This is a genomic window from Bacillus sp. YBsi01 (genome assembly GCF_038406745.1).
GTDB classification, from domain to species: Bacteria; Bacillota; Bacilli; order Bacillales; family Bacillaceae; genus Bacillus; species Bacillus siamensis.
The window spans coordinates 1,771,115-1,792,711 of the sequence record NZ_CP151679.1; the positions used below are offsets into that span (position 1 = coordinate 1,771,115).

Below are 21,597 nucleotides of genomic sequence, written 5' to 3' on the forward strand. Positions count from 1 at the left end.
AATCGCCTCATTTTCTTTTCATTTCATGCTGCAGTTTCAATAATGATTTTTCGAAGACGGCTGTTTCTTCTTCGGAAAATGTCTCAAACATATCCCGCAAATATGCCTGCCTTTTTAAAATCACTTCCTGAATAATGCGCTCTCCTTCAGCGAGAAGATGAATTCTGACGACCCGTCTGTCAGCAGGGTCTTTCACCCGTTCGACAAGCTTATTTTTTTCCATGCGGTCTATCAGATCCGTCGTCGTGCTGCAAGCCAAATACATTTTGCCTGATAATTCGCCTATTGTCATATCCCCCAATTCATAAAGCCATTGAAGGCCTACGAATTGCGGCGGTGTAATTGCATATTGGTTAAGGATTTCTCGTCCTTTTTGTTTAATGATCGCAGCGATATGGCGGAGTGATTTTTCGATATCCGCAACATGCTCTACAGATTTTGATGTCATTTGTCCATCCCTCACTCAAGGATCTTTCTGGGCTATTCACGCTCCGTGTCTATTTTCCTTCTTTTTTTAAGAAAATGCAAGACTGACGGAGAAAAAGGAAAAGCAGGGATTTTCATCGCATGCCTATCACCCCGGGCGCCAACACAAATAACCGGCTCCTTCTCGTAAAGAAGGAAAACCGGCAAGAATCAGAGCTCTAGCTCACCCATTCTAAGAAGCTCGACAACAGCTTGCGAACGCCCTTTCACACCTAACTTCTGCATGGCATTTGAAATGTGATTCCGTACAGTTTTTTCACTGATAAATAGCTCGCTTGCAATTTCTTTTGTTGTCTTGTCTTGAACGAGCAATTCGAATACTTCTCTTTCTCTTTTGGTCAGCAGCGGCTTTGATTGAAAATCTTTCTCCTTCAAGTATTGTAACCCTCCTTGCTAAGGTGAGAGCGAATCTGAAACGAATGGGTTTATATAGTCAAGATATCATATGTAAAAGCCGCTTCGGAGGTGACGTCACTTAAAGAAATAGTTATCCGTTCAGGCGAGCAGAATGCCTTTCTCCCGCTCCGTCCAGCTGACCGCTTTGCCGCTTGTCTTTGATACTTGTACCATAACGACGGAACCGGTAAAGCACGGCAGGCCTGACTCGTTTTCTCCAAGGTAATGAAGGGTGACGGACGCATTTCCGACAGAGCTTGCTTTGACATAAATCCGCAGATTTTCATACGGCATCACCTGACGCATATAGTCACACTGCTGGCTTGCGACGACTGTCATCGTTTCCGCATTTTGCGCTGCCATGCCGCGCTGCTTAAAGTAGGCGATCCGGGCTTCTTCAAAATAGATGAAAGGGGTTACATTATTCATATGGCCGAACATATCCGTTTCTGAAAAGCGAACCGATACTTCAGTAAAGAAAGAAAACGACTGTCTCCATTCTTCAAACGGGATGTCAATGTATTGCGGTTGTTTCATCACCTTCAGCTCCTTATAAAAAAACCTCTCCCGTGCGGAAGAGGCTCTTTTTCTTTATCTTATACTCTGTCGCTTCCGAAGAAATTGCGGAATGCTTGTAAGTTGGTATCTCTGTTCAAAGCAGCGATTGAAGTCGTGAGCGGAATGCCTTTCGGGCAGGATTGAACACAGTTTTGTGAATTCCCGCAATCTCCGAGACCGCCGTCTGTCATTAAAGCTTCTAAACGTTCGGACTTGTTCATCGCGCCCGTCGGGTGGGCGTTAAACAGACGCACTTGCGACATCGGGGCAGGCCCCATGAATTTCGATTTGCTGTTGACATTCGGGCAGGCTTCAAGGCAGACGCCGCAGGTCATGCATTTAGACAACTCATATGCCCACTGGCGGCGTTTTTCCGGCATTCTCGGTCCCGGCCCCAAATCGTAAGTCCCGTCAATCGGCACCCATGCTTTCACTTTTTTCAGTGAATCAAACATTCTGCTGCGGTCAACCTGAAGGTCACGGACAACCGGGAATGTTTTCATCGGCTTCAGACGGATCGGCTGTTCCAGCTTATCAATCAGCGCCGTACATGACTGGCGCGGTCTGCCGTTGATAACCATGGAGCAGGCGCCGCATACTTCCTCAAGACAGTTCATGTCCCATGCGACAGGAGTTGTTTTCTCACCTTTTGCATTCACGGGATTTCTGCGGATTTCCATCAGGGCGGAAATCACGTTCAGATTCGGGCGGTAATTGATTTCAAATTCTTCATCGTATGGCGCGCTTTCGGGCGTATCCTGGCGTGTAATGATAAACCGTATCTTTTTCTCACTCATGATTATTTCGCCACCTTCTTCTTCGAGTAGTCGCGTTTACGGGGCGCAATCAGTGATACATCGACATCCTGATATTCAAATTCCGGAGCTTCAAACGGACCGGCATGTTTAGCCATTGTCGTTTTGAGCCACTCATCGTCATTTCTTTCAGGAAAATCCGGTTTATAGTGCGCTCCCCGGCTTTCATTTCGGTTGTATGCGCCGAGCGTGATGACTCTGGCAAGCTGAAGCATATTGGAGAACTGGCGGGTGAACATCGCCCCTTGGTTGCTCCATTTTGTCGTATCATTAATATTGATTTTCTTAAAGCGTTCCATCAGCTCTTGGATTTTATCATCCGTTTTCAAAAGCTTGTCATTGTGGCGGACCACCGTTACGTTGGCCGTCATCCATTCTCCGAGTTCACGGTGAAGTACGTAGGCATTTTCATCGCCGTCCATCTTCATGATGTCTGCCCATTTTTCTTCTTCTTTTTTCACATAGGAATCAAATAATGAAGAAGACAGATCTTCAGCCGATGTTTCAAGTCCGGCAACATATTTCACCGCATTCGGACCGGCAACCATTCCTCCGTAGATGGCGGAAAGCAGAGAGTTTGCCCCTAAACGGTTTCCTCCGTGCATTGAATAATCACATTCACCCGCCGCGAACAGTCCGCGGATGCTTGTCATCTGATCATAATCAACCCACAGTCCGCCCATCGAATAGTGAACGGCAGGGAAAATTTTCATCGGAAGCTTGCGCGGGTCATCTCCCATGAATTTTTCATAGATTTCGATAATGCCGCCAAGCTTAACGTCAAGCTCTTTCGGATCTTTGTGCGAAAGATCGAGATACACCATGTTTTCTCCATTGATGCCGAGCTTCTGGTTCACGCACACGTCAAAGATTTCGCGTGTCGCAATATCCCGCGGCACGAGGTTTCCGTAAGCCGGATATTTTTCCTCGAGGAAGTACCAAGGTTTTCCGTCTTTGTACGTCCAGACTCTTCCGCCCTCGCCGCGCGCCGATTCACTCATCAGACGCAGTTTATCGTCTCCGGGAATGGCTGTCGGGTGAATTTGAATAAATTCGCCGTTAGCGTAGTAAGCGCCCTGCTGATAAACGATTGATGCGGCAGATCCCGTGTTGATCATGCTGTTTGTTGATTTGCCGAATACGATTCCGGGTCCTCCTGTCGCCATAATAACGGCGTCAGAACGGAATGACTCGATTTGCATATTGGTCAGATTTTGGGCTACGATACCGCGGCACGTGCGCTCATCGTCAAGAACGGCGCCGAGGAATTCCCAGCCTTCGTATTTTGTGACGAGACCCGCCACTTCATATCTGCGCACCTGCTCGTCCAGTGCGTAAAGAAGTTGCTGACCCGTCGTCGCTCCCGCGTATGCGGTTCTGTGATGCTGTGTACCCCCGAAACGGCGGAAGTCCAAGAGCCCTTCCGGCGTTCTGTTAAACATAACCCCCATGCGGTCCAATAAGTGGATAATGGACGGCGCCGCTTCACACATCGCTTTTACAGGCGGCTGGTTTGCTAAAAAGTCGCCTCCGTAAACCGTGTCATCAAAATGCTCAAACGGAGAGTCTCCTTCTCCTTTTGTGTTGACAGCTCCGTTTATCCCGCCCTGCGCGCAGACCGAGTGAGAGCGTTTGACCGGAACGATGGAAAACAATTTAACGGCCGTGCCTGATTCCGCTGCTTTAATTGTCGCCATGAGGCCGGCAAGACCCCCGCCGACTACGATAATGCTTGATTGACTCATGATAGCCCCTCTCCCTCTAGTAATCTAGTTCTCTTACACAAACGCAAAAATCGCTTTTAGACCCACGTATGAAAGCGCTAAAAATATAATCAGCGTCACGTAAGTCGAAATTCTTTGAGAACGCGGCGTGACCGTGATCCCCCATGTGACCGCAAAAGACCATAAGCCGTTTGAAAAGTGAAAAATGACTGATAAAACGCCTACAATATAAAATCCGAGCATAAACGGCGAGCTCAGAATATTCGCCATCATATCGAAGTTGACTTCAGCGCCCATCTGTGCGGCAATCCGCGTCTGCCACACATGCCAGCTGACGAAAATAAGGGTGAGAATACCGGTGACACGCTGAAGCACAAACATCCAGTTTCTGAAATAGCTGTAGCGGCCAGCGTTGTTTTTCGCAGTAAATGCTATGTACACACCGTAAACCGCATGATAAATTAAAGGTAAGAAAATAATAAAAATTTCTAATGCATACCTGAACGGCAGACTGTCCATAAAGCCGGCCGCCTTGTTAAACGCATCCGCTCCCCTTGCGGCAAATTGGTTGACGACTAAATGCTGGATCAAAAAGATGCCGACCGGAATCACACCGAGCAAGGAATGCAATCTTCGAAAATAAAACTCTCTGTTCCCAGACATTACTTTACCCCCTGTTTGATTTAAGTGCGAAATGTGCTAAAATCTCTGCCCCCACTTCGTTTCAATTGTAAGCACTTTATTAAAATTTATTGACAATTTCATTTTACTCCTCCCTCAAAAGGGCGTCAAGAAAACGTGTACATAAATTATAATTTTCGGAATTGATTATTTGACGTGAAAATTTTATTTTCCTGCAATACCTTTCTCACTTTTTTTCACGTGTTTTATAGGATCATCCTGTAATCCTCCCCCCTGTTTAAGCTATAATAAACGAAGGAGAGAGGGGAATACATAATATGAAGAATAATTATGAAGCAGTTTTAGAACCTTTAACTGAACTCGGCGTCAGCGCATACGGCTACGAATTAATCCGGGAAATCGTGCTTCCGGATATCCTCGGCCCGGAGCATTCATCCATGATGTATTGGGCGGGGAAACGCCTCGCCCGCAAATTTCCTCTTCAATCATGGGAAGAAATCCCCGCCTTTTTTGAAAAAGCCGGCTGGGGAACTTTGACAAACACAGGATCAAAAAAGCAAGAGCTGGAATTTGAGCTGGAAGGACCGCTCGTATCCAGCAGGCTCAAACACCAGAAAGAGCCGTGCTTTCAGCTTGAAGCCGGTTTTATAGCCGAACAGATTCAATTGATGAACGATCAGATTGCAGAATCTTATGAACAGGTCAAAAAGAGAGCGGATAAAGTCGTCCTGACCGTGAAATGGGATATGAAGGACCCTGTATAATTGAAAAAAGGCGGTGACTCAAAAGTCCCGCCTTTTTGCCTGCCCGTTTATACGGCAGACGGCTGTTTAGAAAGCTCAAACGCATCATGAAGCGCTTCGACGGCTTTCACCATATCATTGTCACTGACAACCGCTGATACTTTTATTTCAGATGTGCTGACCATTTTGACTTGTACATTTTTTTCCGCCAGTACGGCAAACATGTCCGCGGCGACGCCGGGATTAGAGACCATGCCTGATCCGACAATGGATACTTTCGCCAGCTTTCTTTCAGTTTCGATTTTTTCATAGTTCAGCGCGCTTTTATATTCTTCAAGCACAGCGACCGTTTGCGCGGAATCTTCCGTTTTCACTGAGAAAGAAATGTCTGCTTCCCCATTATCCGCTTGTGTCTGAATAATGATGTCAACGTTGATGTTTCGTTTCGCCAGCGCGGTGAAGATCGTTGAAAGTGTTGTCAGCCCGCTTGCAAGGCCCGTGACGGACACCCTTGTAATCTGGTCTTCAAATGCAATTCCTCTGACGATTAAATTCTGCTCCATTGATGATTCCTCCTCAATTAATGTTCCAGCTTCATGTTCCGTGCTTGACCGCACTTCCAAAGGCACTTGATAGTTTTTCGCGAACTCAACCGCCCGCGGATGAAGAACACCCGCTCCGAGATTTGCAAGTTCCAGCATTTCATCATAAGAAATTCCCGCCAGTTTTCTCGCTGACCGGACGTACCGCGGATCTGTCGTAAACACGCCCGGAACGTCCGTGTAAATGTCGCACTTATCCGCTTTTAAAGCTGCAGCAAGAGCGACCGCCGTCGTATCGGAACCGCCCCGTCCGAGCGTCGTGATGCCGCCGTCTTCGGTAACTCCCTGGAAACCGGCGACAACTGTAATCCTGCCTTCTGCAAGCTGCGCCTGAATTGCGGTGATATCAATATCCGTAATTCTCGCATTGCCGTGGACGGCCTCCGTGCGGACACCCGCCTGCCAGCCCGTATAAGAGACGGCGTCATATCCTTTTTCCTGAAGCGCCATGGCCAAAAGCGAAATCGTGACCTGCTCTCCCGTAGACAGAAGCATATCCATCTCGCGTCTGCTTGGCTCAGATGTAATTTCCGCCGCCAGATTGACGAGCGCGTCGGTTGATTTTCCCATTGCCGAAACGACAACAACGACGTCATGGCCCTTTTTCTTTTCAGCAATGGCGCGATTTGCGGCATTTTGAATTTTTTCGGCAGAGCCGACGGAAGTGCCTCCGAATTTTTGTACGATAAGACCCATACTAGACCACCCTTTACATTTTGGTTCGTGCGGGTGAGGAGAAAAGAGCGTTGTGTCCACAATAAAAAAAGCAATGAGAGGAATAGCTCTCATTGCTTTTTCATATCATTACGATTGATTATGAACAACGAGATAGCCCTCCAAGAAAATGAATTCTTGACAGCTTTACATTTATTTAATGCAAAGCCAGCAAAGCACACCGATGGGATGTGTTTCACTTCGGCGAACTCCCCTTTCAGCCTTTTTCGCAGAATCCATCATTCTCCAAAGGCATACTATTGAAGTTCGCACCTCTATCTTCACCATATAACACGATCTTATGAAATTAGTTCACATTCTAGCAGACTTTTCAGAAAAGCACAATACTATTTTTTCAATTTTTCAAACAGCAGCTGAGCGGCCGCAGCCGGCACACCGGCTTTTTTGATATCGTCAAGACTTGCTTCCTTCATCTTTTTGACAGAACCGAAATGCTTTAAGAGCATTTTTTTGCGTTTTTCGCCGATCCCCGGGATATCATCCAATACGGATTGAAAGGCGCTTTTTCCCCGGATCTGTCTGTGAAAGCTGATCGCAAAACGGTGAACTTCATCCTGAATGCGCTGAAGCAGGTAAAATTCCTGGCTGTTCCGCTCCAGAAATACCGGTTCTAGCGGGTCGCCGATCAGAAGGTTGGATGTTCGGTGTTTATCATCTTTCGCCAATCCCGCTACCGGGACATCAAGGCCGAGCTCATTCTCGAGCACGTCGCGCGCCGCGTTAATCTGCCCTTTTCCGCCGTCAATGATGATTAAATCCGGCAGCGGAAGATTTTCGCGGAGCACCCTCGAATATCTTCTTCTGACGACTTCTCTCATTGATCCGTAATCGTCAGGCCCTGTTACGGTTTTAATTTTATATTTGCGGTATTCCTTTTTATTCGGTTTTCCGTCAATAAAGACAATCATGGCCGATACAGGGTTTGTGCCTTGAATATTGGAGTTGTCAAACGCTTCAATCCGGTGCGGCGTGTAAATGTTCAATGCTTCGCCGAGCCGTTCGGCTGCTCCGATTGACCGTTCCTCATCCCGCTCGATTAATGAGAACTTTTCCCGCAGGGCGATTTTCGCGTTTTTGTGAGCAAGCAGAAGCAGTTCTTTTTTCGGGCCTTTTTTCGGCTGATGCACGGCGGTTTCCAAAAGCTCGCTGATCATGTCTCTGTCAACGCTGTCAGGTACCAGAATTTCCTTAGGCAGAAAGTGATTGTTTTTCGAATAGAACTGGCCGATGAAGGTCAGAAATTCTTCATCCGCTTCCTGGTACATCGGAAACATGCTGACATCGCGTTCGATCAGCTTTCCTTGGCGTATGAAAAAGACTTGGACGCACATCCAGCCTTTATCGTACGCATAAGCGAACACATCGCGGTCCAGAAGGTCATTCATGGTCATTTTCTGCTTTTCCATCGTCGATTCGATGTAAGCAAGCTGATCGCGGAATTCTTTAGCCCGTTCAAATTCAAGCTTTTCCGCCGCCTCTGCCATTTTCTCTTCAAGCTCTTTTTTGACCTCGTTATGCCCTCCCTTTAAAAAGCGGGTGATGTCTTCCACAAGCTCGCGGTTTGTCTCCTCGGAAATATCCTTTACACATGGAGCGAGGCATTGTCCGAGATGGTAATAGAGACAGACACGGTCCGGAAGATTCGAGCACTTCCTGAGCGGATAAAGGCGGTCCAGCAGTTTTTTCGTTTCCCGCGCCGCCTGTACATTCGGGTACGGGCCGAAATAGCGCCCTTTGTCTTTTTTGACATTGCGGGTGACAATAAGCCGCGGATGGCGTTCATGGGTGATTTTAATAAAGGGATAGGTTTTATCATCTTTCAGCATGACATTGTATTTCGGATCGTATTTTTTAATCAGATTCATTTCCAAAATAAGCGCTTCAAGATTGGAGGAAGTCACGATATATTCAAAGTCCTCAATCTCCGTCACAAGCCTTTGGGTTTTTGCATCGTGAGAACCGGTGAAATAGGATCTCACCCTGTTTTTCAGCACTTTCGCTTTCCCCACGTAGATGACTGTTTTCTGACGGTCTTTCATTAAATAACAGCCCGGCTGATCGGGAAGGAGGGCCAGCTTTTCTTTCAGTTGTTTATTCATACGTTACCCTTCCTTACATTCATTTCTTGTGTCCATTCAGTGTATCACGAACATTTGTTTTTCTCCATTCTCAGCTTTTGGAAGATCAAAAAAGGCGATCCCTTTTAAAGGAATCGCCCTGCCGTAGCCGTAACGGAAACTTTCGGCTTACAGATGTTTGTTTACAAGCTCTTCAAGGGCTTCTTTCGGTTTGAAGCCGACAGATGTTTCAACCACTTCTCCGTCTTTTAACACAAGAAGTGTCGGGATGCTCATGACGCCGTATTTACCGGCAGTTTCTTGGTTTTCATCCACGTCGATTTTGACGATTTTCAGTTTGTCTCCCATTTCTTGATCAAGCTCTTCAAGAACGGGCGCGATCATTTTACAAGGTCCGCACCAAGGAGCCCAGAAATCAGCTAATACGACACCTTCACTTGTTTCAGCTGAGAACGATTGATCAGTTGCTTTTACGATAGCCATTTGTTATTCCTCCAATGTCAAATGATGATTTTTAGTATAGCATCTCCCATTCGTTCATGCTAATTTAATGCTTATATTATTTTCTCCCGAACCCGCCGAAAATAATCTTATTTATAGAATGTATGATAACCGATCAGCAGGCGTTCAAAACTTAAGATGAACCCGCCGGCAGCGTGATTAATACAACCGCCATCGGAGGAAGCTCCGCCTCCAGGTTTCCGCCCTTCTGCGTAAACCTGGAAAACGGCTTCGGTTTGACGTTTTCCGGGCTGCTGAATGTATTGCGGGCATTCATTTTTTCAGCATGCAGAATCGTCGCGGAAGGCTTCCCTGTCTTTTTCATGCCCCGCAGTTCAATCTTCACGTCAGCTTTGTGCAAATGATCGATATTGCAAATGCTGATATGTATGCCGCCGTTTTTCTGTTTGGACGCCGAAATGCTGACTTGCGGGAGCCGGCCGTCTTTCCATTCGTATTCGGCCGCTTTTGTTTCTGCGGCCAAAAGAGAAGCGTCCTGATGAACCTTAAACATATCAAACACATGATATGTCGGCGTCAGCAGCATATTTTTCCCTTCTGTCAGGATCATTGCTTGAAGGACGTTGACGGTTTGCGCGATATTGGCCATCTGCACACGGTCTGCGTGCTGATGAAAAATGTGAAAATGTGTGGCGGCGACAAGCGCGTCGCGGATCGTATTTTGCTGATACAAAAAGCCCGGATTCGTGCCAGGCTCAGGATCAAGCCATGTGCCCCATTCATCAATGATCAGACCGACTCTTTTTTCCGGATCGTACTGATCCATAATGGCGCTGTGCCTTGTAATCAATTCATCCATATGAGCCGCTTTTTTCATCGTGATGAACCATTCATCTTCCGTAAATTCGGTCGCTGACCCTTTTCCCTTCCAGAAGTCGCCCGGTATTGTGTAATAATGCAGGCTCAGCCCGTCCATGAGATCAGCGGCTTTTTTCATTAATGTTTCTGTCCAGCGGTAATCATCGACATTCGCACCGCCGGCAATTTTATAGATTTCATTCCCGCTGTAATTGCGGACATAGGTTTGAAAGTTCCGGTAAAGGTCGGCATAATACTCAGGATGCATGTTTCCGCCGCAGCCCCAGTTCTCATTTCCTATACCGAAATATTTGAGCTTCCACGGTTTTTCCCGCCCGTTTTCCTTTCTCCAGTCGGACATCGGCGTGCCCGCTTCAAACGTCATGTATTCAATCCAATCAGCCATTTCCTTAACCGTTCCGCTGCCGACGTTTCCGGCGATGTACGGTTCGCAGCCGAGCAGTTCACAAAGCATCATAAATTCATGCGTGCCGAATTCGTTTGAATCAATCGTTCCGCCCCAATGGGTATTCAGCATGGTTTTTCGTTCCCCTACGCCGTTTGCCCAATGATATTCATCAGCAAAACAGCCGCCGGGCCATCTGAGAACGGGAATCTGGAGCTGTTTGAGGGCGGAGGCGACATCCGTCCTGATTCCGCCGGTATTCGGAATATCGGAATCTTTTCCGACCCAGATGCCCTCATATATGCCTCTTCCTAAGTGTTCCGCGAAATGTCCGTATATGTTTTTGTTAATGGTTCCCCGTGTGATATCCGTTTGAATGACTGCCGTATTGTGAGACATACTTGATCATTCCTTTCCCTTAATAAGAATGAAAGCACTACAGCCAATCTATGTATCTGGGATGTATGCTGAAAGGATAATATTGTAAGCGCTTTACAGAAAGCTTATTATATTGGTTCGTACATGTCAATCTGTTATTTTGCCAATGCATAATTTGTGCGAACCAATCATCACAAACCAAAACCCTCTGACAAATGAAGCCAGAGGGTTTTGATTATGAATGAATATTGGCCTTTTTAAATTCCTGAGTCAGGAGCGGAACCACTTCGAACAAATCGCCGACAATTCCGTAGTCCGCTATTTTGAATATTTCCGCTTCCGGGTCTTTGTTGATGGCAACGATCACTTTACTGTTTGACATCCCCGCCAAGTGCTGAATCGCTCCGGAAATCCCGCAGGCAATATACAAATCCGGTGTAACGACTTTCCCCGTTTGGCCGATTTGAAGAGAATAGTCGCAATAATCCGCGTCACACGCGCCGCGCGAAGCGCCCACCGCTGCTCCCAGCACTTCGGCAAGTTCTTTTAACGGTTCAAACCCATCTTTACTTTTTACCCCGCGGCCGCCCGCAACGATGATTTTCGCTTCTGATAAATCCACGCCGTCCGCTGTTTTTTTAACTACTTCTTCAATGACCGTCCGCAAATCTGCCGGCGGGACCGCAAGCTCTTCAATATCACCCGTGCGGCTTGCATCTCTTTCTAATGCCTGAATGTTATTCGGACGGATTGTCGCCAAGATGAAAGGATCGGTTGAAATCACCTGTTCAAAGGCTTTGCCGGAATAGATCGGTCTTGTAAATACGATGTTGTCTCCGGTAACGCTTACATCCGTGCTGTCTGAAATCAATCCCGTTTCAAACCGTGCCGCAAGCTTCGGTGACAAATCTTTTCCCATAGAAGTATGGCCGAAAATAACCGCATCGGGCTTTTCATTTTCGATCAGATCCCCGAGAACCGCGGCATATCCGTCCGCCGTATACTGAGAAAGTCCCGCTGCATCGGCCGTAAATACTTTATCGGCGCCGTACTGAATGAGTTCTGATGCTGCATCAGCCGCGCCTTTTCCCAACAGCACGCCGATGACATCTCCTCCGCCGGAAATGGTTTTGCCTGCGGCTATGGCTTCAAAGGTGACGTTCCGTAAGGCGCCGTCACGAATTTCTCCGAGTACGATCACTTTTTTTCCCATTCTGACATCCCCCAGTTTCTTTAATATCGGTTTATACGACTTTGGCTTCTTTTCTCAGCAGTGAGACAAGCTCCTTCGCCTGCTCAGCGGCTTCTCCTTCGATCAGTTTGCCCGCTTCTTTTTGCGGCGGGAGAAAACGTTCGATCGTTTTGAGCCTCGGGGCAGCATCATCTTCATCAATGCCGAGGTCATCGAGCTCAAGCTCTTCCAGCGGTTTTTTCTTCGCCTTCATAATGCCCGGAAGTGACGGATAGCGCGGCTCGTTTAAGCCTTGCTGTGCCGTGATGACTAAAGGAAGTGAGGTTTTAATGACTTCGGTATCCCCTTCGTTGTCTTTCTCTGCCACAGCTTCATCGCCGCTGATTGTCAGTTTTGTAATCGTTGTGACGCAAGGAATGTTCAACAGCTCGGCAAGCCTTGGCGCCACTTGGCCGGAACCGCCGTCGATCGCGACATTTCCGCCGAGAATCAGATCATATTCCCGGTCCTTGAAATAGTGATATAAGATCGTGGAAATGGAGTATTGGTCGGGATCGCTCAGGTCATCCTCAATATTGATTAACACCGCCTGGTCGCACCCCATCGCAAGAGCGGTGCGCAGTTCTTTCTCCGCATCTTCTCCGCCGACGGTTACGGCGGTAACGGTTCCGCCGTGCTCTTCTTTCAGCTGAATCGCTTCTTCAATGGCGTATTCATCATACGGATTAATGATAAACTCGGCTCCGTCTTCCTGAATCTTTCCTGCTTCAATGACGATTTTCTCTTCTGTGTCAAACGTCCGTTTCATCAGTACAAATAGATTCATATTCTTATCCCCTTTATCTTCGCCCACCGAATTGAGGCTTTCTTTTTTCTAGAAATGCCTGAATGCCTTCTTTTGCGTCTTCTGATGCAAATGCTTCCCCAAAGCGCTTTGCTTCGAGCTTTAAGCCGCCGTCATAAGAATAGACTTTGTTTGAATAAAGAAGCTCAAGCAGGGAAGCCATCGACTGCGGGCTTTTTTCCGCAAACTTGCCCGCTAGCGTTTTCGCCTTTTCCAGCAGCTCCTCTTCATTTTCGGCGCCTATTGTGACAAGCCCGAGGCTGAGCGCTTCTTCTCCGGTCACAGGTTCTGAAGTGCCGATCATCTCAAGCGCTTTCGCCGTGCCGACGTACCGGGGCAGGCGCTGCGTCCCGGCAAAGCCCGGAATAATGCCGAGATTCAGCTCGGGCAGGCCGAGCTTTGCATCCAATGTGGCGATTCTGATATGGCAGGCCATGGCAAGCTCCAGACCGCCGCCGAGTGCAGCGCCGTGAATCGCCGCGATAACGGGCTTCGGAAACCCTTCAATTCTTTCCATCAGCTGCTGGCCTTTATCCGCCATGGCAGAAGACTGCTCAAGATCATCAAGCGACGTAAATTCCTTTATATCGGCGCCCGCCGAAAAAAATTTCCCCTCTCCGCGAATGATGATGCTTCTGACGCTGTCATCTGTTTCATACCGGTCGAACAGACCGGATAATTCAGCTAAAACCGCACCGGACAGCGCGTTGGCCGGCTGATGATTGATGGTGATCACCGCGACAGATTGTTCAACCGCCACTGAAAGGCTGTTCATCCGTCAACCCCCTTTAATTTTGATGAATCCCTGACACCAACAGTTCCAATACCTTGTCTGACAAATCCGGAAGATCATATTTCTGATCGTTCATCACCCATGTTGTCACTGTTTCATCTATCGTCCCGAATATCATCTGCCGGGCGAGGCGGACGTCGAGATTGTCTTTCCATTCGCCCGACTCGATTCCTTCGGTCAAAATGGTGTCCAGCATGTTTAAATAACCTTTTAAAATATCATTGATTTTCAGGCGCAGCTTGATATTCGACTGTCTGAGCTCAAGCTGGGTCACAATCGCGAGGTGGCGGTCATTGCCGAGCAGTGTGAAGTGCTGCTTAATGACGAGAGCGAGTTTTTCTTTTGCCGTCGTTTTTTCTTTCACTTCTTCTTCCATGCGTTCAATGAACTGGCCCATCTTTTCTTTAAAAAGAGAAATGAGTATATCCTCTTTGTTTTTGAAATATAAATAGATGGTGCCGTCCGCAACGCCGGCCTGCTTGGCGATTTTGGACACCTGTGATTGGTGATAGCCGTTTTCCGCTATGACTTCTACTGCTGCATCAATGATCTGCATATACTTTGGCCGTTTTTGGTTCAATGTCATCGTTCCTTCCTTCAATAAATGAATGACTATTCATTCATAACTTCATGATAAAAAGGATTCCCGATTTTGTCAAGTTTTTCTTTTAAGGCACCTTGTTTTCATGGGAAGCATCTTCCTCTTCGACCAGACGCCTTCTTAATATCTTTCCGACGGCCGTTTTCGGAAGCTCTTTTCTGAATTCGTACAGCTTCGGGACTTTGTACGGCGCAAGCCGCTCTCTTGCAAACGCATCAAGCTCATCGGCATCCGCTTCGGCGCCTTTTTTCAAAACGACAAATGCTTTCACCGTCTCCCCTCTATAGGAATCAGGCACTCCCGCTACGACGATTTCCTGAACGGCTTCATGCTCATACAGCGCCTCTTCCACCTCACGAGGGTAAATGTTGTATCCCCCGGCAATGATGATGTCTTTTTTCCTGTCGGCGATGTAGAAAAATCCTTCCTCATCCATATACCCCATATCTCCGGTAAACAGCCAGCCGTCTCTGATGACACGGGCCGTCTCCTCCTGCTTGTTCCAATAGCCTTTCATAACCTGCGGGCCTTTTATGATCAGCTCGCCGTGTTCATACGGCTCCGCAAGCCCGCGTTTTTCTTCTGAATAGATTCCGGCGTCGGTATTGGGCCAGGGACAGCCGATACTGCCGGGCTTATTTTTTCCCCAGATGAAATTTGAATGGGTCACCGGTGATGCTTCGGATAATCCGTAGCCTTCCACAAGCTTTCCGCCGGTCACTTTTTCAAATTTCTGTTTGACTTCGACCGGGAGCGCCGCTGAACCGCTCGGACAGCTTTTTATGGAGGACAAATCATATTGATTCAGTTCCGGATGATGCAAAAGCCCGATGTAAATCGTCGGAGCTCCCGGAAAAACTGTCGGCTTTTGCCTGTCGATTGTTTTCAAGGTATCCAAAGGATTGAATTTAGGAAGCAGAATCATTTCACACCCCTGCATGATGGAAAAATTCAGCACGGCGGTTAATCCGTACACATGAAAAAAAGGGACGATGCCGAGCACTTTTTCGGCTCCCTTTTTCATTTTGTACATCCAGGCGGCGCCCATCTCTGTATTGGCCTGAATGTTTTTGTGCGTGAGCATGACGCCTTTCGGATAGCCGGTTGTTCCGCCCGTGTATTGAAGCACGGCGATGTCATGCTCAGGATCAATATCAAATTCCTCCGCCTTCTCCGCTTTTTCATTTTTTAAAATGTCCGCTAAGCTGTGAATCTGTTCATGTCCGTCGTAATCGATATGCACTTGTTTTTTTTGCGTGAGTGTATAAAGCATATTTTTCGGAAACGGCAAAAAGTCTTTGATACTGGTTGTAATAATGCGTTCAACGATTGACAACGTTTTCATTTTTATCACCTTCGGAAACAGCATATCGAGGGTGATGATCACGCGCGGCGAACTGTCTTGCAGCTGATACTCAAGCTCGTGTTCCGTGTAGAGAGGATTGGTCTGAACGACTATGCCCCCGGCGAACAATACGCCGTAAAATGCGATGACCGACTGCGGACAATTGGGCAGCATAATGGCGGCTCTGTCGCCTTTTTTCAGGCCTGTTTTGCGTAAAAAAGCGGCTAGCTTTAATGAATCTGTGAGAACGTCTTGGAATGTGAGTTTTTTTCCGAGAAAATAAATGGCGGTATGGTTCGGGAATTGAGCTGCGGAGTTTGTCAGATTGGATGGCAGGGTTTGACCGGTAAATTCAAGCTCATGCGGAATCTCTTCGGGATATTGAGAAAGCCATGGCTTTTCAGACTGCATAAAACCTCTCCCTTCTGTTTTCCTATACGCTATTATTATAGCAGAAGGCTGATTGGAATTGGAAAGCGTTTCATGTGATTTTCGAGTTCAGGAGGTGTTGAGTTTGCTGGAAACACTGCATTTTGAAGAGGGAGTTCCTATCCTGCGCCAGCTGCCGAAGCCGTTTACTTCAGCCGCCTTTTTGCTTCATCCCTTTGTCCGAATGCCGGATGGGTGGGAAGCGCAAAAGCGCAAGCGGCCTTTTGAGCATATCTATCCGAGTGATGAGGAGATCATCGCAACGGGCAGACCCGTTTCCTGGAAAACCGCCATGACCATTTGCGGACTGCGCTCTGAAAAAGAGATGGCGCTTCTCCTTATGACCGCTGTCATGGCACTGCGGGATGAATATGCACATCCTGAATCCGCCGAGCTGTTAAATCGGCTTCATCATCCCGATCTGTACTTGCCGAGCGATGATGTCACTTCGCCATTTTTGATACCGGGACTCTTGGACGTGTTTCGTTCAAAAGGCATTGAGCGCTGCACTTTTTATGAGCCGATCGAAGCGGAAGGCCTATTTTCGCTCAAGCAAATGTCGCCTTCGGATGTATGCGGACTGCTGCAGGCTGACATGATGATTGCCGAGGTAAAGCGGCGCGCTGCTTTTATGAGTGTGTACGATTCTTTCACAACACTCTTTCTCATGGAGGATCAAGACATGCTGTCTGTTATCCGCGCCATGAATTGGGAAGCCGTCATTTGCTCTGATACGATGAGCATAAACTGGTATTCTCAATAAAAAAGACTGCCGATTTCAATTCGGCAGCCCTTTTTCAGTATTAAGATGTCATGACCAGATAAATAAGTCCGATGAACAGAAAAATTCCCGCTGCCGACAGCAGCACTTTCGCAAGCTTCTCCATTTTTCCCCGTCCCCTTAAATCCCGGCGGCCACCACAAATGACAGGCCGACTGAGATGACAAATGAAATAAAGCCGACAGCTCTGTTATCTTTTTCAATTTCTTTATCAATTTTAAACCGGGGCGTCAGAAATTCAAAGATAAAATAGCTGATTAAAAGCATAATAAATCCGTATACGCCCCAGCCGATCATTTGCAAAAGCGAATTATGCTGGGCGATGCTGTGCTGAAAGACATTCGCGATACCGAGAATTTTCCCTCCGGTCGCCATTGCCACCGCAAGATTGCCTTTTTGGATTTCCACCCAGTTTTTATAGGATGTCACCAATTCAAACACGGTCAGAAAAATGACGAGACACAAGACGGCCACACTGTAATAAGCCGCGATTTCAACAAGCTCATTTTCCCAAAAAGCATTCATGACGTTTTCTCCCTTTTTATTTTAGTTCGACAATCGTTACGCCTGATCCTCCTTCTCCCGCTTCCCCGAACCGCGCGCTTTTCACGCTGCGGTGGTTTTTCAGAAGATCCTGCACCCCTTTTCTGAGGGCGCCCGTGCCTTTTCCGTGAATGATGGACACTCTCGGGTAGCCGGCAAGCACCGCGTCATCTAAATATTTTTCGACGCGGCTGAGGGCATTTTCGTAACGCTCTCCCCTGAGGTCAAGTTCAAGGGATACGTGATAATCCTTCCCTTTTACGGCGGTGATTGCTTTTTCTTTTTTCGGTTCAGGAGCCGATTTGAGAAACTCGAGATCTTTTTCCTTCACCTTCATTTTGAGGATGCCGATTTGGACGTTCCATTCTTTCTCGCCGGTTTTTTCAAGCAGCGCCCCTTTTTGTCCGAATGTGAGCACCTTTACTTCGTCGCCCGGCTTCAGCTCGCGTTTTTTCTCTGTTTTTCTTTCCGGCTGCTTTGATTTTTCAAAAGCCGGCATCGCGTCTCCGAGACGTTTTTTGGCATCAATCAGCTCGTGTTCCTTAAAGGATCTGTGTTCTTGCTTGATGGACCGGAGCTCGCGGATGATTTGTTCGGCTTCATTTGCGGCGGCTTCCAGTTTTTCCGCCGCTTTTTGTTCGGCTTCTTCCATCATTTTATCTTTTTGGGCGTTCAGCTCAATGATTTGCTGCTGAAGCTCTTTATGCAGTTTTTCTGCTTCTTTTCTGATTGATTCGGTTTCAGAAAGCTCTTCATCCGCTCTTTTTTTGCTTTTTTCAAGCGATGCGATCATCAGATCGACTTCGTTGTGTTCGGCGGTCATTTCTGACTTCGCCTGGCCGATGATATGCTCCGGCAGGCCGAGGCGTCTTGAAATTTCAAATGCGTTGCTTCGGCCAGGTACTCCGATCAGGAGCTTATAGGTAGGCGAAAGTGTTTCAATGTCAAATTCAACGCTGGCGTTCATGACGCCTTGCCGGTTATATCCGTATGCTTTCAGTTCCGGATAATGGGTTGTCGCAAGCACTCTGGCGTTTGTCCGGTGGACTTCGTCAAGAATGCTCATGGCAAGCGCCGCCCCTTCCTGCGGGTCTGTTCCGGCACCGAGTTCATCAAACAGCACAAGGCTGTTTTCAGACACTTCTTTTAAAATACTGACGATATTGACCATGTGGGATGAGAACGTACTCAGATTTTGTTCGATCGACTGTTCATCTCCGATATCGGCAAACACATTGTCAAATACGGCGGCTTCCGATCCCTCATCAGCCGGTATGTGCAATCCTGCCTGCGCCATTATCGTCAGCAGCCCGAGTGTTTTTAACGTAACGGTTTTACCACCCGTATTCGGTCCCGTGATGACGATCGTTGAATAATCTCCGCCCAGTTCAATATCGTTGGCAACGACTTGATCTTGGGGCAGCAGCGGATGGCGCGCTTTTTTGAGACGGATAAAGCCGTCTCCGTTCATGAATGGTTTTGTCGCCTTCATTGCTTTTGCGTATCTCGCTTTGGCGAAAATGAAATCCAATGTCTGCAGTACTTCTACATTTTTAGCGATTTCATGTGTGTGTTCAGCCGTATGCTCCGTCAGCATCCGGAGAATCCGTTCGATTTCCTGTTTTTCTTTTACCTTCGCCTGCTGAAGCGAGTTGTTCATATCTACGATCGCCTGCGGTTCAATAAAAAGCGTCGCACCGGATGAAGATGTATCGTGGACAATTCCGCCGTAGCTTGATCTGTATTCCTGTTTGACCGGAATGACAAAGCGGTCATTCCGAATCGTAACGATGGTGTCAGACAGCATTTTTGAAGCGGAAGATGAACGCAGCATCGATTCAAGACGGTCTCTCACTCTTGATTCAAGCGTCCTGAGCTGCGTCCGGATTCCTCTTAGGGCGGGGGATGCATGATCAAGCACTTCGCCGTGATCGTCAATGCAGGAGTTAATCTCCCTTTCCAAATCGCCCAATGTAATCAGTTCTTCTGCATGGGCCTGTATCAGCGGAATGCTGACGCCGTCATCTGTCATTTGGCTGATAAAGTGCTTCATTTGTTTAACGGCATACAGCAGCCCGGACAATTCGGTAAATTCCGCCGGAGTCAGCACACTGCCGATTTCCGCCCGCCGCAAAGCCGATCTTATATCGGTCAGCCCGCCGAACGGGGCATGGCCTCTTAAGCGCATGACCGCGGATGCTTCTTCGACTTCATCCAGCTGTTTTTGGATGTCGGCGAGATCCGTCAAAGGCTTCAGCTGCAGAAGCTTTTCCCGGCCGAGCGATGAGGCGGCATGTGCGGTAATCTGTTCTTTTACTTTATGAAATTCAAGTGATGATAACACTTTTTGCTGCACGGTTTTATGGTCCTCCTTACTTAATCATTGCGCGTCAGAAATGCTTTGACCTCATGTAACGGCCGGGCGTTTAACACATGCTTTGTTTCAGTCCAGCCTTTGCGCGCAGCGGTCACGCCCGTTTTCATGTCATCGAGCATTTCTATATTATGGGCATCCGTATTAATGACCAAAGTCACGCCTTTTTCGTTTGCTTTGATCAGATGCTCAGTCCGTAAATCGAGACGCGCAGGGTTTGCATTCAGCTCAAGCGCCGTATTTGTTTTGGCTGCGAGCTCAATCAGCATGTCGATGTCGACTTCATAGCCGGCCCGTCTGCCGATCAGGCGGCCCGTCGGGTGGGCGATAATGTCCACGTGCTTATTCGTCAGCGCCTGTTCCAGCCGTTTCATAATGACATGCTCCGGCTGGCTGAAGCTTGAATGAATGGATGCGATGACAAGATCCATTTCAGACAAAACACTGTCATCATAATCAAGCGAACCGTCGGGAAGAATGTCCATTTCTACGCCTTTAAAAATATGAAAGTTTTCAAACTCAGCGTTTAACGCGTCAATTTCTTCCGCTTGTTTTCTGAGCCGTTCGGCCGTTAACCCATTGGCCACCTTTAAATATTGGGAATGGTCGGTGATCGCCATGTACTGATAGCCTTTTGCCATACACGCTTCTGCCATTTCCCTGATGGAAAAAGCGCCGTCACTCCAGGCTGAGTGCATGTGGAGATCGCCTTTTATCGCTTTTTGCTCCACAAGGTCCGTTTCTTCCCGGTACGTGTCGACCTCCTGCCCGCTTTCTCTGAGCTCCGGAGGAATAAACGGCAGACCGAAGTGGGCGTAAAAGGCTTCTTCACTCGGAAACGTTTTGACTTCTCCCGTTTCTATGGTTTCTACTCCGTATTCGCTGATCCGTTCGCCGCGCTCTTTCGCCAGCTGGCGCATCTTAATGTTGTGATCTTTCGAGCCGGTAAAATGGTGCAGTGTGGTCGCAAACTGCTCCTCTGTCACAAGCCGGAAATCCACACTCGTCTCATATTCAAAGGTCAGGATAACTGATACCTTTGTATCCCCGCTCGCTATCACGTCTTTTACGTTCGGCAGGGACAGAAGCTGATCTCTGACAGCCTCCGGATGATCTGTAGCGATAATGTAATCGAGATCTTTAACAGTCTCCCGCGCTCTTCTGAGACTGCCGGCCCGGGAATATTTCTGAATATCCGTCAGCCGGTCCAAATGTTCTTCAATTACTGAAGCAATGCCGAGCGCATAGCCGATCGGAAAACGTTCCGGCTGTTTTCCAGCTTCTCCGAGAGCCTGAAGGATTTTCTCCTCCGTTTTTTTTCCGAAACCGGCGAGCCCTTGCACCTTTTGCTGCTCGCATGCTTCTTTCAGCGATTCCGCGTCATGAACGCCAAGCTCCTGATACAGTTTGGCGATTTTTTTGCCGCCTAGGCCCGGAAGCTTCAAAAGAGGAACCAAGCCTTCCGGGACTTCTTTCTGCAATTGGAGAAGCGTGCTGGACACACCTTCCTGCATATATTCACGAATGACGCCGTAGGTGCCTTTTCCGATTCCGGATAAAGACATCATGTCGTCGATTTCCGACAGGCTGCGGTCATCCTGCTCAAGCGCCGCTGCCGCTTTTCGGAAGGCTGATATTTTAAACGGGTTGTCCCCTTTCAGTTCCATATAGACCGCAATCGTTTCAAGCAGCCTGATGATATCTTTTTTATGCATACTGTTAACCCCCAGTCGTTTCCTGCTTTTCATCATACAAATTTTTCTTCTCCGGCACAACTGACGCAGAGCTTGAAAAAAACTTCTCCGGTCAAGA

At 47.8% G+C, this 21,597-nt stretch carries 20 protein-coding genes and 1 riboswitch; of the genes, 2 read left to right on the top strand and 18 right to left on the bottom strand.

The annotated features are described in order from the left end of the window. Positions 1 to 7: 7 nt before the first annotated feature. The 6 genes from AADZ70_RS08810 to sdhC all read right to left on the bottom strand — a co-directional run bounded on the left by AADZ70_RS08810 (position 8) and on the right by sdhC (position 4,642). Positions 8 to 448, bottom strand: coding sequence for a MarR family transcriptional regulator (locus AADZ70_RS08810; RefSeq protein ID WP_016938743.1), 441 nt, complete (start codon positions 446 to 448; stop codon positions 8 to 10). A gap of 188 nt (positions 449 to 636) precedes the next feature. Then, on the bottom strand, positions 637 to 861 hold the full coding sequence (gerE, locus tag AADZ70_RS08815; protein WP_003152579.1) for a spore germination transcription factor GerE: 225 nt from the start codon (positions 859 to 861) through the stop codon (positions 637 to 639). 120 nt (positions 862 to 981) lie between these two features. Next, positions 982 to 1,419, bottom strand: coding sequence for a thioesterase family protein (locus AADZ70_RS08820; RefSeq protein ID WP_342007994.1), 438 nt, complete (start codon positions 1,417 to 1,419; stop codon positions 982 to 984). A 59-nt stretch (positions 1,420 to 1,478) separates the two neighbouring features. Further along, positions 1,479 to 2,237, bottom strand: coding sequence for a succinate dehydrogenase iron-sulfur subunit (gene sdhB / locus AADZ70_RS08825; protein ID WP_045925255.1), 759 nt, complete (start codon positions 2,235 to 2,237; stop codon positions 1,479 to 1,481). Positions 2,238 to 2,239: 2 nt separating this feature from the next. Beyond that, entirely contained in the window at positions 2,240 to 4,000 is a 1,761-nt protein-coding gene (gene sdhA / locus AADZ70_RS08830; protein ID WP_016938664.1) for a succinate dehydrogenase flavoprotein subunit, read from the bottom strand. 33 nt (positions 4,001 to 4,033) lie between these two features. After that, positions 4,034 to 4,642: a succinate dehydrogenase cytochrome B558 gene (sdhC, locus tag AADZ70_RS08835; RefSeq protein WP_016938663.1), complete on the bottom strand. Its 609-nt coding sequence runs from the start codon at positions 4,640 to 4,642 to the stop codon at positions 4,034 to 4,036. A gap of 296 nt (positions 4,643 to 4,938) precedes the next feature. Between sdhC and AADZ70_RS08840 the strand changes: the two genes are divergently transcribed. Then, the gene (locus AADZ70_RS08840) at positions 4,939 to 5,385 is read left to right on the top strand and encodes a YslB family protein (RefSeq protein WP_045925253.1); all 447 of its coding nucleotides are present in this window, start codon (positions 4,939 to 4,941) and stop codon (positions 5,383 to 5,385) included. A 47-nt stretch (positions 5,386 to 5,432) separates the two neighbouring features. On the opposite strand, the gene AADZ70_RS08845 is transcribed toward AADZ70_RS08840, so the two are convergent. From AADZ70_RS08845 to AADZ70_RS08885, 9 genes are all read right to left on the bottom strand, one after another. After that, entirely contained in the window at positions 5,433 to 6,662 is a 1,230-nt protein-coding gene (locus tag AADZ70_RS08845) for an aspartate kinase (RefSeq protein WP_342007995.1), read from the bottom strand. Positions 6,663 to 6,787: 125 nt separating this feature from the next. Then, positions 6,788 to 6,966: riboswitch (Lysine riboswitch) on the bottom strand. A gap of 61 nt (positions 6,967 to 7,027) precedes the next feature. Further along, a complete protein-coding gene (gene uvrC / locus AADZ70_RS08850; RefSeq protein WP_016938660.1) occupies positions 7,028 to 8,800 on the bottom strand; it encodes an excinuclease ABC subunit UvrC in 1,773 nt (590 codons plus the stop codon). 147 nt (positions 8,801 to 8,947) lie between these two features. Next, a complete protein-coding gene (gene trxA / locus AADZ70_RS08855; protein ID WP_003152560.1) occupies positions 8,948 to 9,262 on the bottom strand; it encodes a thioredoxin in 315 nt (104 codons plus the stop codon). A gap of 151 nt (positions 9,263 to 9,413) precedes the next feature. Continuing rightward, complete coding sequence (locus AADZ70_RS08860; RefSeq protein ID WP_342007996.1) at positions 9,414 to 10,904, bottom strand: alpha-N-arabinofuranosidase; 1,491 nt, start codon at positions 10,902 to 10,904, stop codon at positions 9,414 to 9,416. 214 nt (positions 10,905 to 11,118) lie between these two features. After that, a complete protein-coding gene (locus AADZ70_RS08865; RefSeq protein ID WP_045925249.1) occupies positions 11,119 to 12,096 on the bottom strand; it encodes an electron transfer flavoprotein subunit alpha/FixB family protein in 978 nt (325 codons plus the stop codon). Positions 12,097 to 12,127: 31 nt separating this feature from the next. Then, positions 12,128 to 12,901 (bottom strand): electron transfer flavoprotein subunit beta/FixA family protein, encoded by a 774-nt coding sequence (locus AADZ70_RS08870; RefSeq protein WP_342007997.1) that lies wholly within the window; start codon positions 12,899 to 12,901, stop codon positions 12,128 to 12,130. A 13-nt stretch (positions 12,902 to 12,914) separates the two neighbouring features. Then, positions 12,915 to 13,694: an enoyl-CoA hydratase gene (locus tag AADZ70_RS08875; protein WP_316098343.1), complete on the bottom strand. Its 780-nt coding sequence runs from the start codon at positions 13,692 to 13,694 to the stop codon at positions 12,915 to 12,917. Between the two features lie 13 nt (positions 13,695 to 13,707). After that, positions 13,708 to 14,292 carry a TetR/AcrR family transcriptional regulator gene (locus AADZ70_RS08880; protein ID WP_014470798.1) on the bottom strand — a complete coding sequence of 195 codons (585 nt, stop codon included), beginning with the start codon at positions 14,290 to 14,292 and terminating at the stop codon, positions 13,708 to 13,710. Between the two features lie 88 nt (positions 14,293 to 14,380). Continuing rightward, entirely contained in the window at positions 14,381 to 16,069 is a 1,689-nt protein-coding gene (locus AADZ70_RS08885) for an AMP-binding protein (protein WP_342007998.1), read from the bottom strand. Positions 16,070 to 16,172: 103 nt separating this feature from the next. On the opposite strand from AADZ70_RS08885, the gene AADZ70_RS08890 reads away from it, so the two are divergent. After that, positions 16,173 to 16,850, top strand: a complete 678-nt coding sequence (locus AADZ70_RS08890) for a DUF2711 family protein (protein WP_342007999.1) — start codon at positions 16,173 to 16,175, stop codon at positions 16,848 to 16,850. A 138-nt stretch (positions 16,851 to 16,988) separates the two neighbouring features. Here AADZ70_RS08890 and AADZ70_RS08895 read toward each other — a convergent pair whose 3' ends face one another. From AADZ70_RS08895 to polX, 3 genes are read right to left on the bottom strand one after another with little or no spacing between them, the layout of a single operon-like run. Further along, a complete protein-coding gene (locus AADZ70_RS08895) occupies positions 16,989 to 17,393 on the bottom strand; it encodes a DUF350 domain-containing protein (RefSeq protein ID WP_003152541.1) in 405 nt (134 codons plus the stop codon). Positions 17,394 to 17,409: 16 nt separating this feature from the next. After that, positions 17,410 to 19,767 carry an endonuclease MutS2 gene (locus AADZ70_RS08900; protein WP_342008000.1) on the bottom strand — a complete coding sequence of 786 codons (2,358 nt, stop codon included), beginning with the start codon at positions 19,765 to 19,767 and terminating at the stop codon, positions 17,410 to 17,412. Between the two features lie 20 nt (positions 19,768 to 19,787). Next, positions 19,788 to 21,500 carry a DNA polymerase/3'-5' exonuclease PolX gene (gene polX, locus AADZ70_RS08905; RefSeq protein WP_016938652.1) on the bottom strand — a complete coding sequence of 571 codons (1,713 nt, stop codon included), beginning with the start codon at positions 21,498 to 21,500 and terminating at the stop codon, positions 19,788 to 19,790. Between the last annotated feature and the right edge of the window lie 97 nt (positions 21,501 to 21,597).

What these genes read in the sequence shown, in the direction of transcription:
- trxA (WP_003152560.1), bottom strand. Translation starts at nt 9,262, where the DNA reads ATGGCTATCGTAAAAGCAACTGATCAATCGTTCTCAGCTGAAACAAGT.
- AADZ70_RS08845 (WP_342007995.1), bottom strand. Translation starts at nt 6,662, where the DNA reads ATGGGTCTTATCGTACAAAAATTCGGAGGCACTTCCGTCGGCTCTGCC.
- AADZ70_RS08895 (WP_003152541.1), bottom strand. Translation starts at nt 17,393, where the DNA reads ATGAATGCTTTTTGGGAAAATGAGCTTGTTGAAATCGCGGCTTATTAC.
- AADZ70_RS08885 (WP_342007998.1), bottom strand. Translation starts at nt 16,069, where the DNA reads ATGCAGTCTGAAAAGCCATGGCTTTCTCAATATCCCGAAGAGATTCCG.
- AADZ70_RS08840 (WP_045925253.1), top strand. Translation starts at nt 4,939, where the DNA reads ATGAAGAATAATTATGAAGCAGTTTTAGAACCTTTAACTGAACTCGGC.
- sdhC (WP_016938663.1), bottom strand. Translation starts at nt 4,642, where the DNA reads ATGTCTGGGAACAGAGAGTTTTATTTTCGAAGATTGCATTCCTTGCTC.
- AADZ70_RS08875 (WP_316098343.1), bottom strand. Translation starts at nt 13,694, where the DNA reads ATGAACAGCCTTTCAGTGGCGGTTGAACAATCTGTCGCGGTGATCACC.
- AADZ70_RS08860 (WP_342007996.1), bottom strand. Translation starts at nt 10,904, where the DNA reads ATGTCTCACAATACGGCAGTCATTCAAACGGATATCACACGGGGAACC.
- AADZ70_RS08865 (WP_045925249.1), bottom strand. Translation starts at nt 12,096, where the DNA reads ATGGGAAAAAAAGTGATCGTACTCGGAGAAATTCGTGACGGCGCCTTA.
- uvrC (WP_016938660.1), bottom strand. Translation starts at nt 8,800, where the DNA reads ATGAATAAACAACTGAAAGAAAAGCTGGCCCTCCTTCCCGATCAGCCG.
- sdhB (WP_045925255.1), bottom strand. Translation starts at nt 2,237, where the DNA reads ATGAGTGAGAAAAAGATACGGTTTATCATTACACGCCAGGATACGCCC.
- AADZ70_RS08810 (WP_016938743.1), bottom strand. Translation starts at nt 448, where the DNA reads ATGACATCAAAATCTGTAGAGCATGTTGCGGATATCGAAAAATCACTC.
- sdhA (WP_016938664.1), bottom strand. Translation starts at nt 4,000, where the DNA reads ATGAGTCAATCAAGCATTATCGTAGTCGGCGGGGGTCTTGCCGGCCTC.
- polX (WP_016938652.1), bottom strand. Translation starts at nt 21,500, where the DNA reads ATGCATAAAAAAGATATCATCAGGCTGCTTGAAACGATTGCGGTCTAT.
- AADZ70_RS08820 (WP_342007994.1), bottom strand. Translation starts at nt 1,419, where the DNA reads ATGAAACAACCGCAATACATTGACATCCCGTTTGAAGAATGGAGACAG.
- AADZ70_RS08870 (WP_342007997.1), bottom strand. Translation starts at nt 12,901, where the DNA reads ATGAATCTATTTGTACTGATGAAACGGACGTTTGACACAGAAGAGAAA.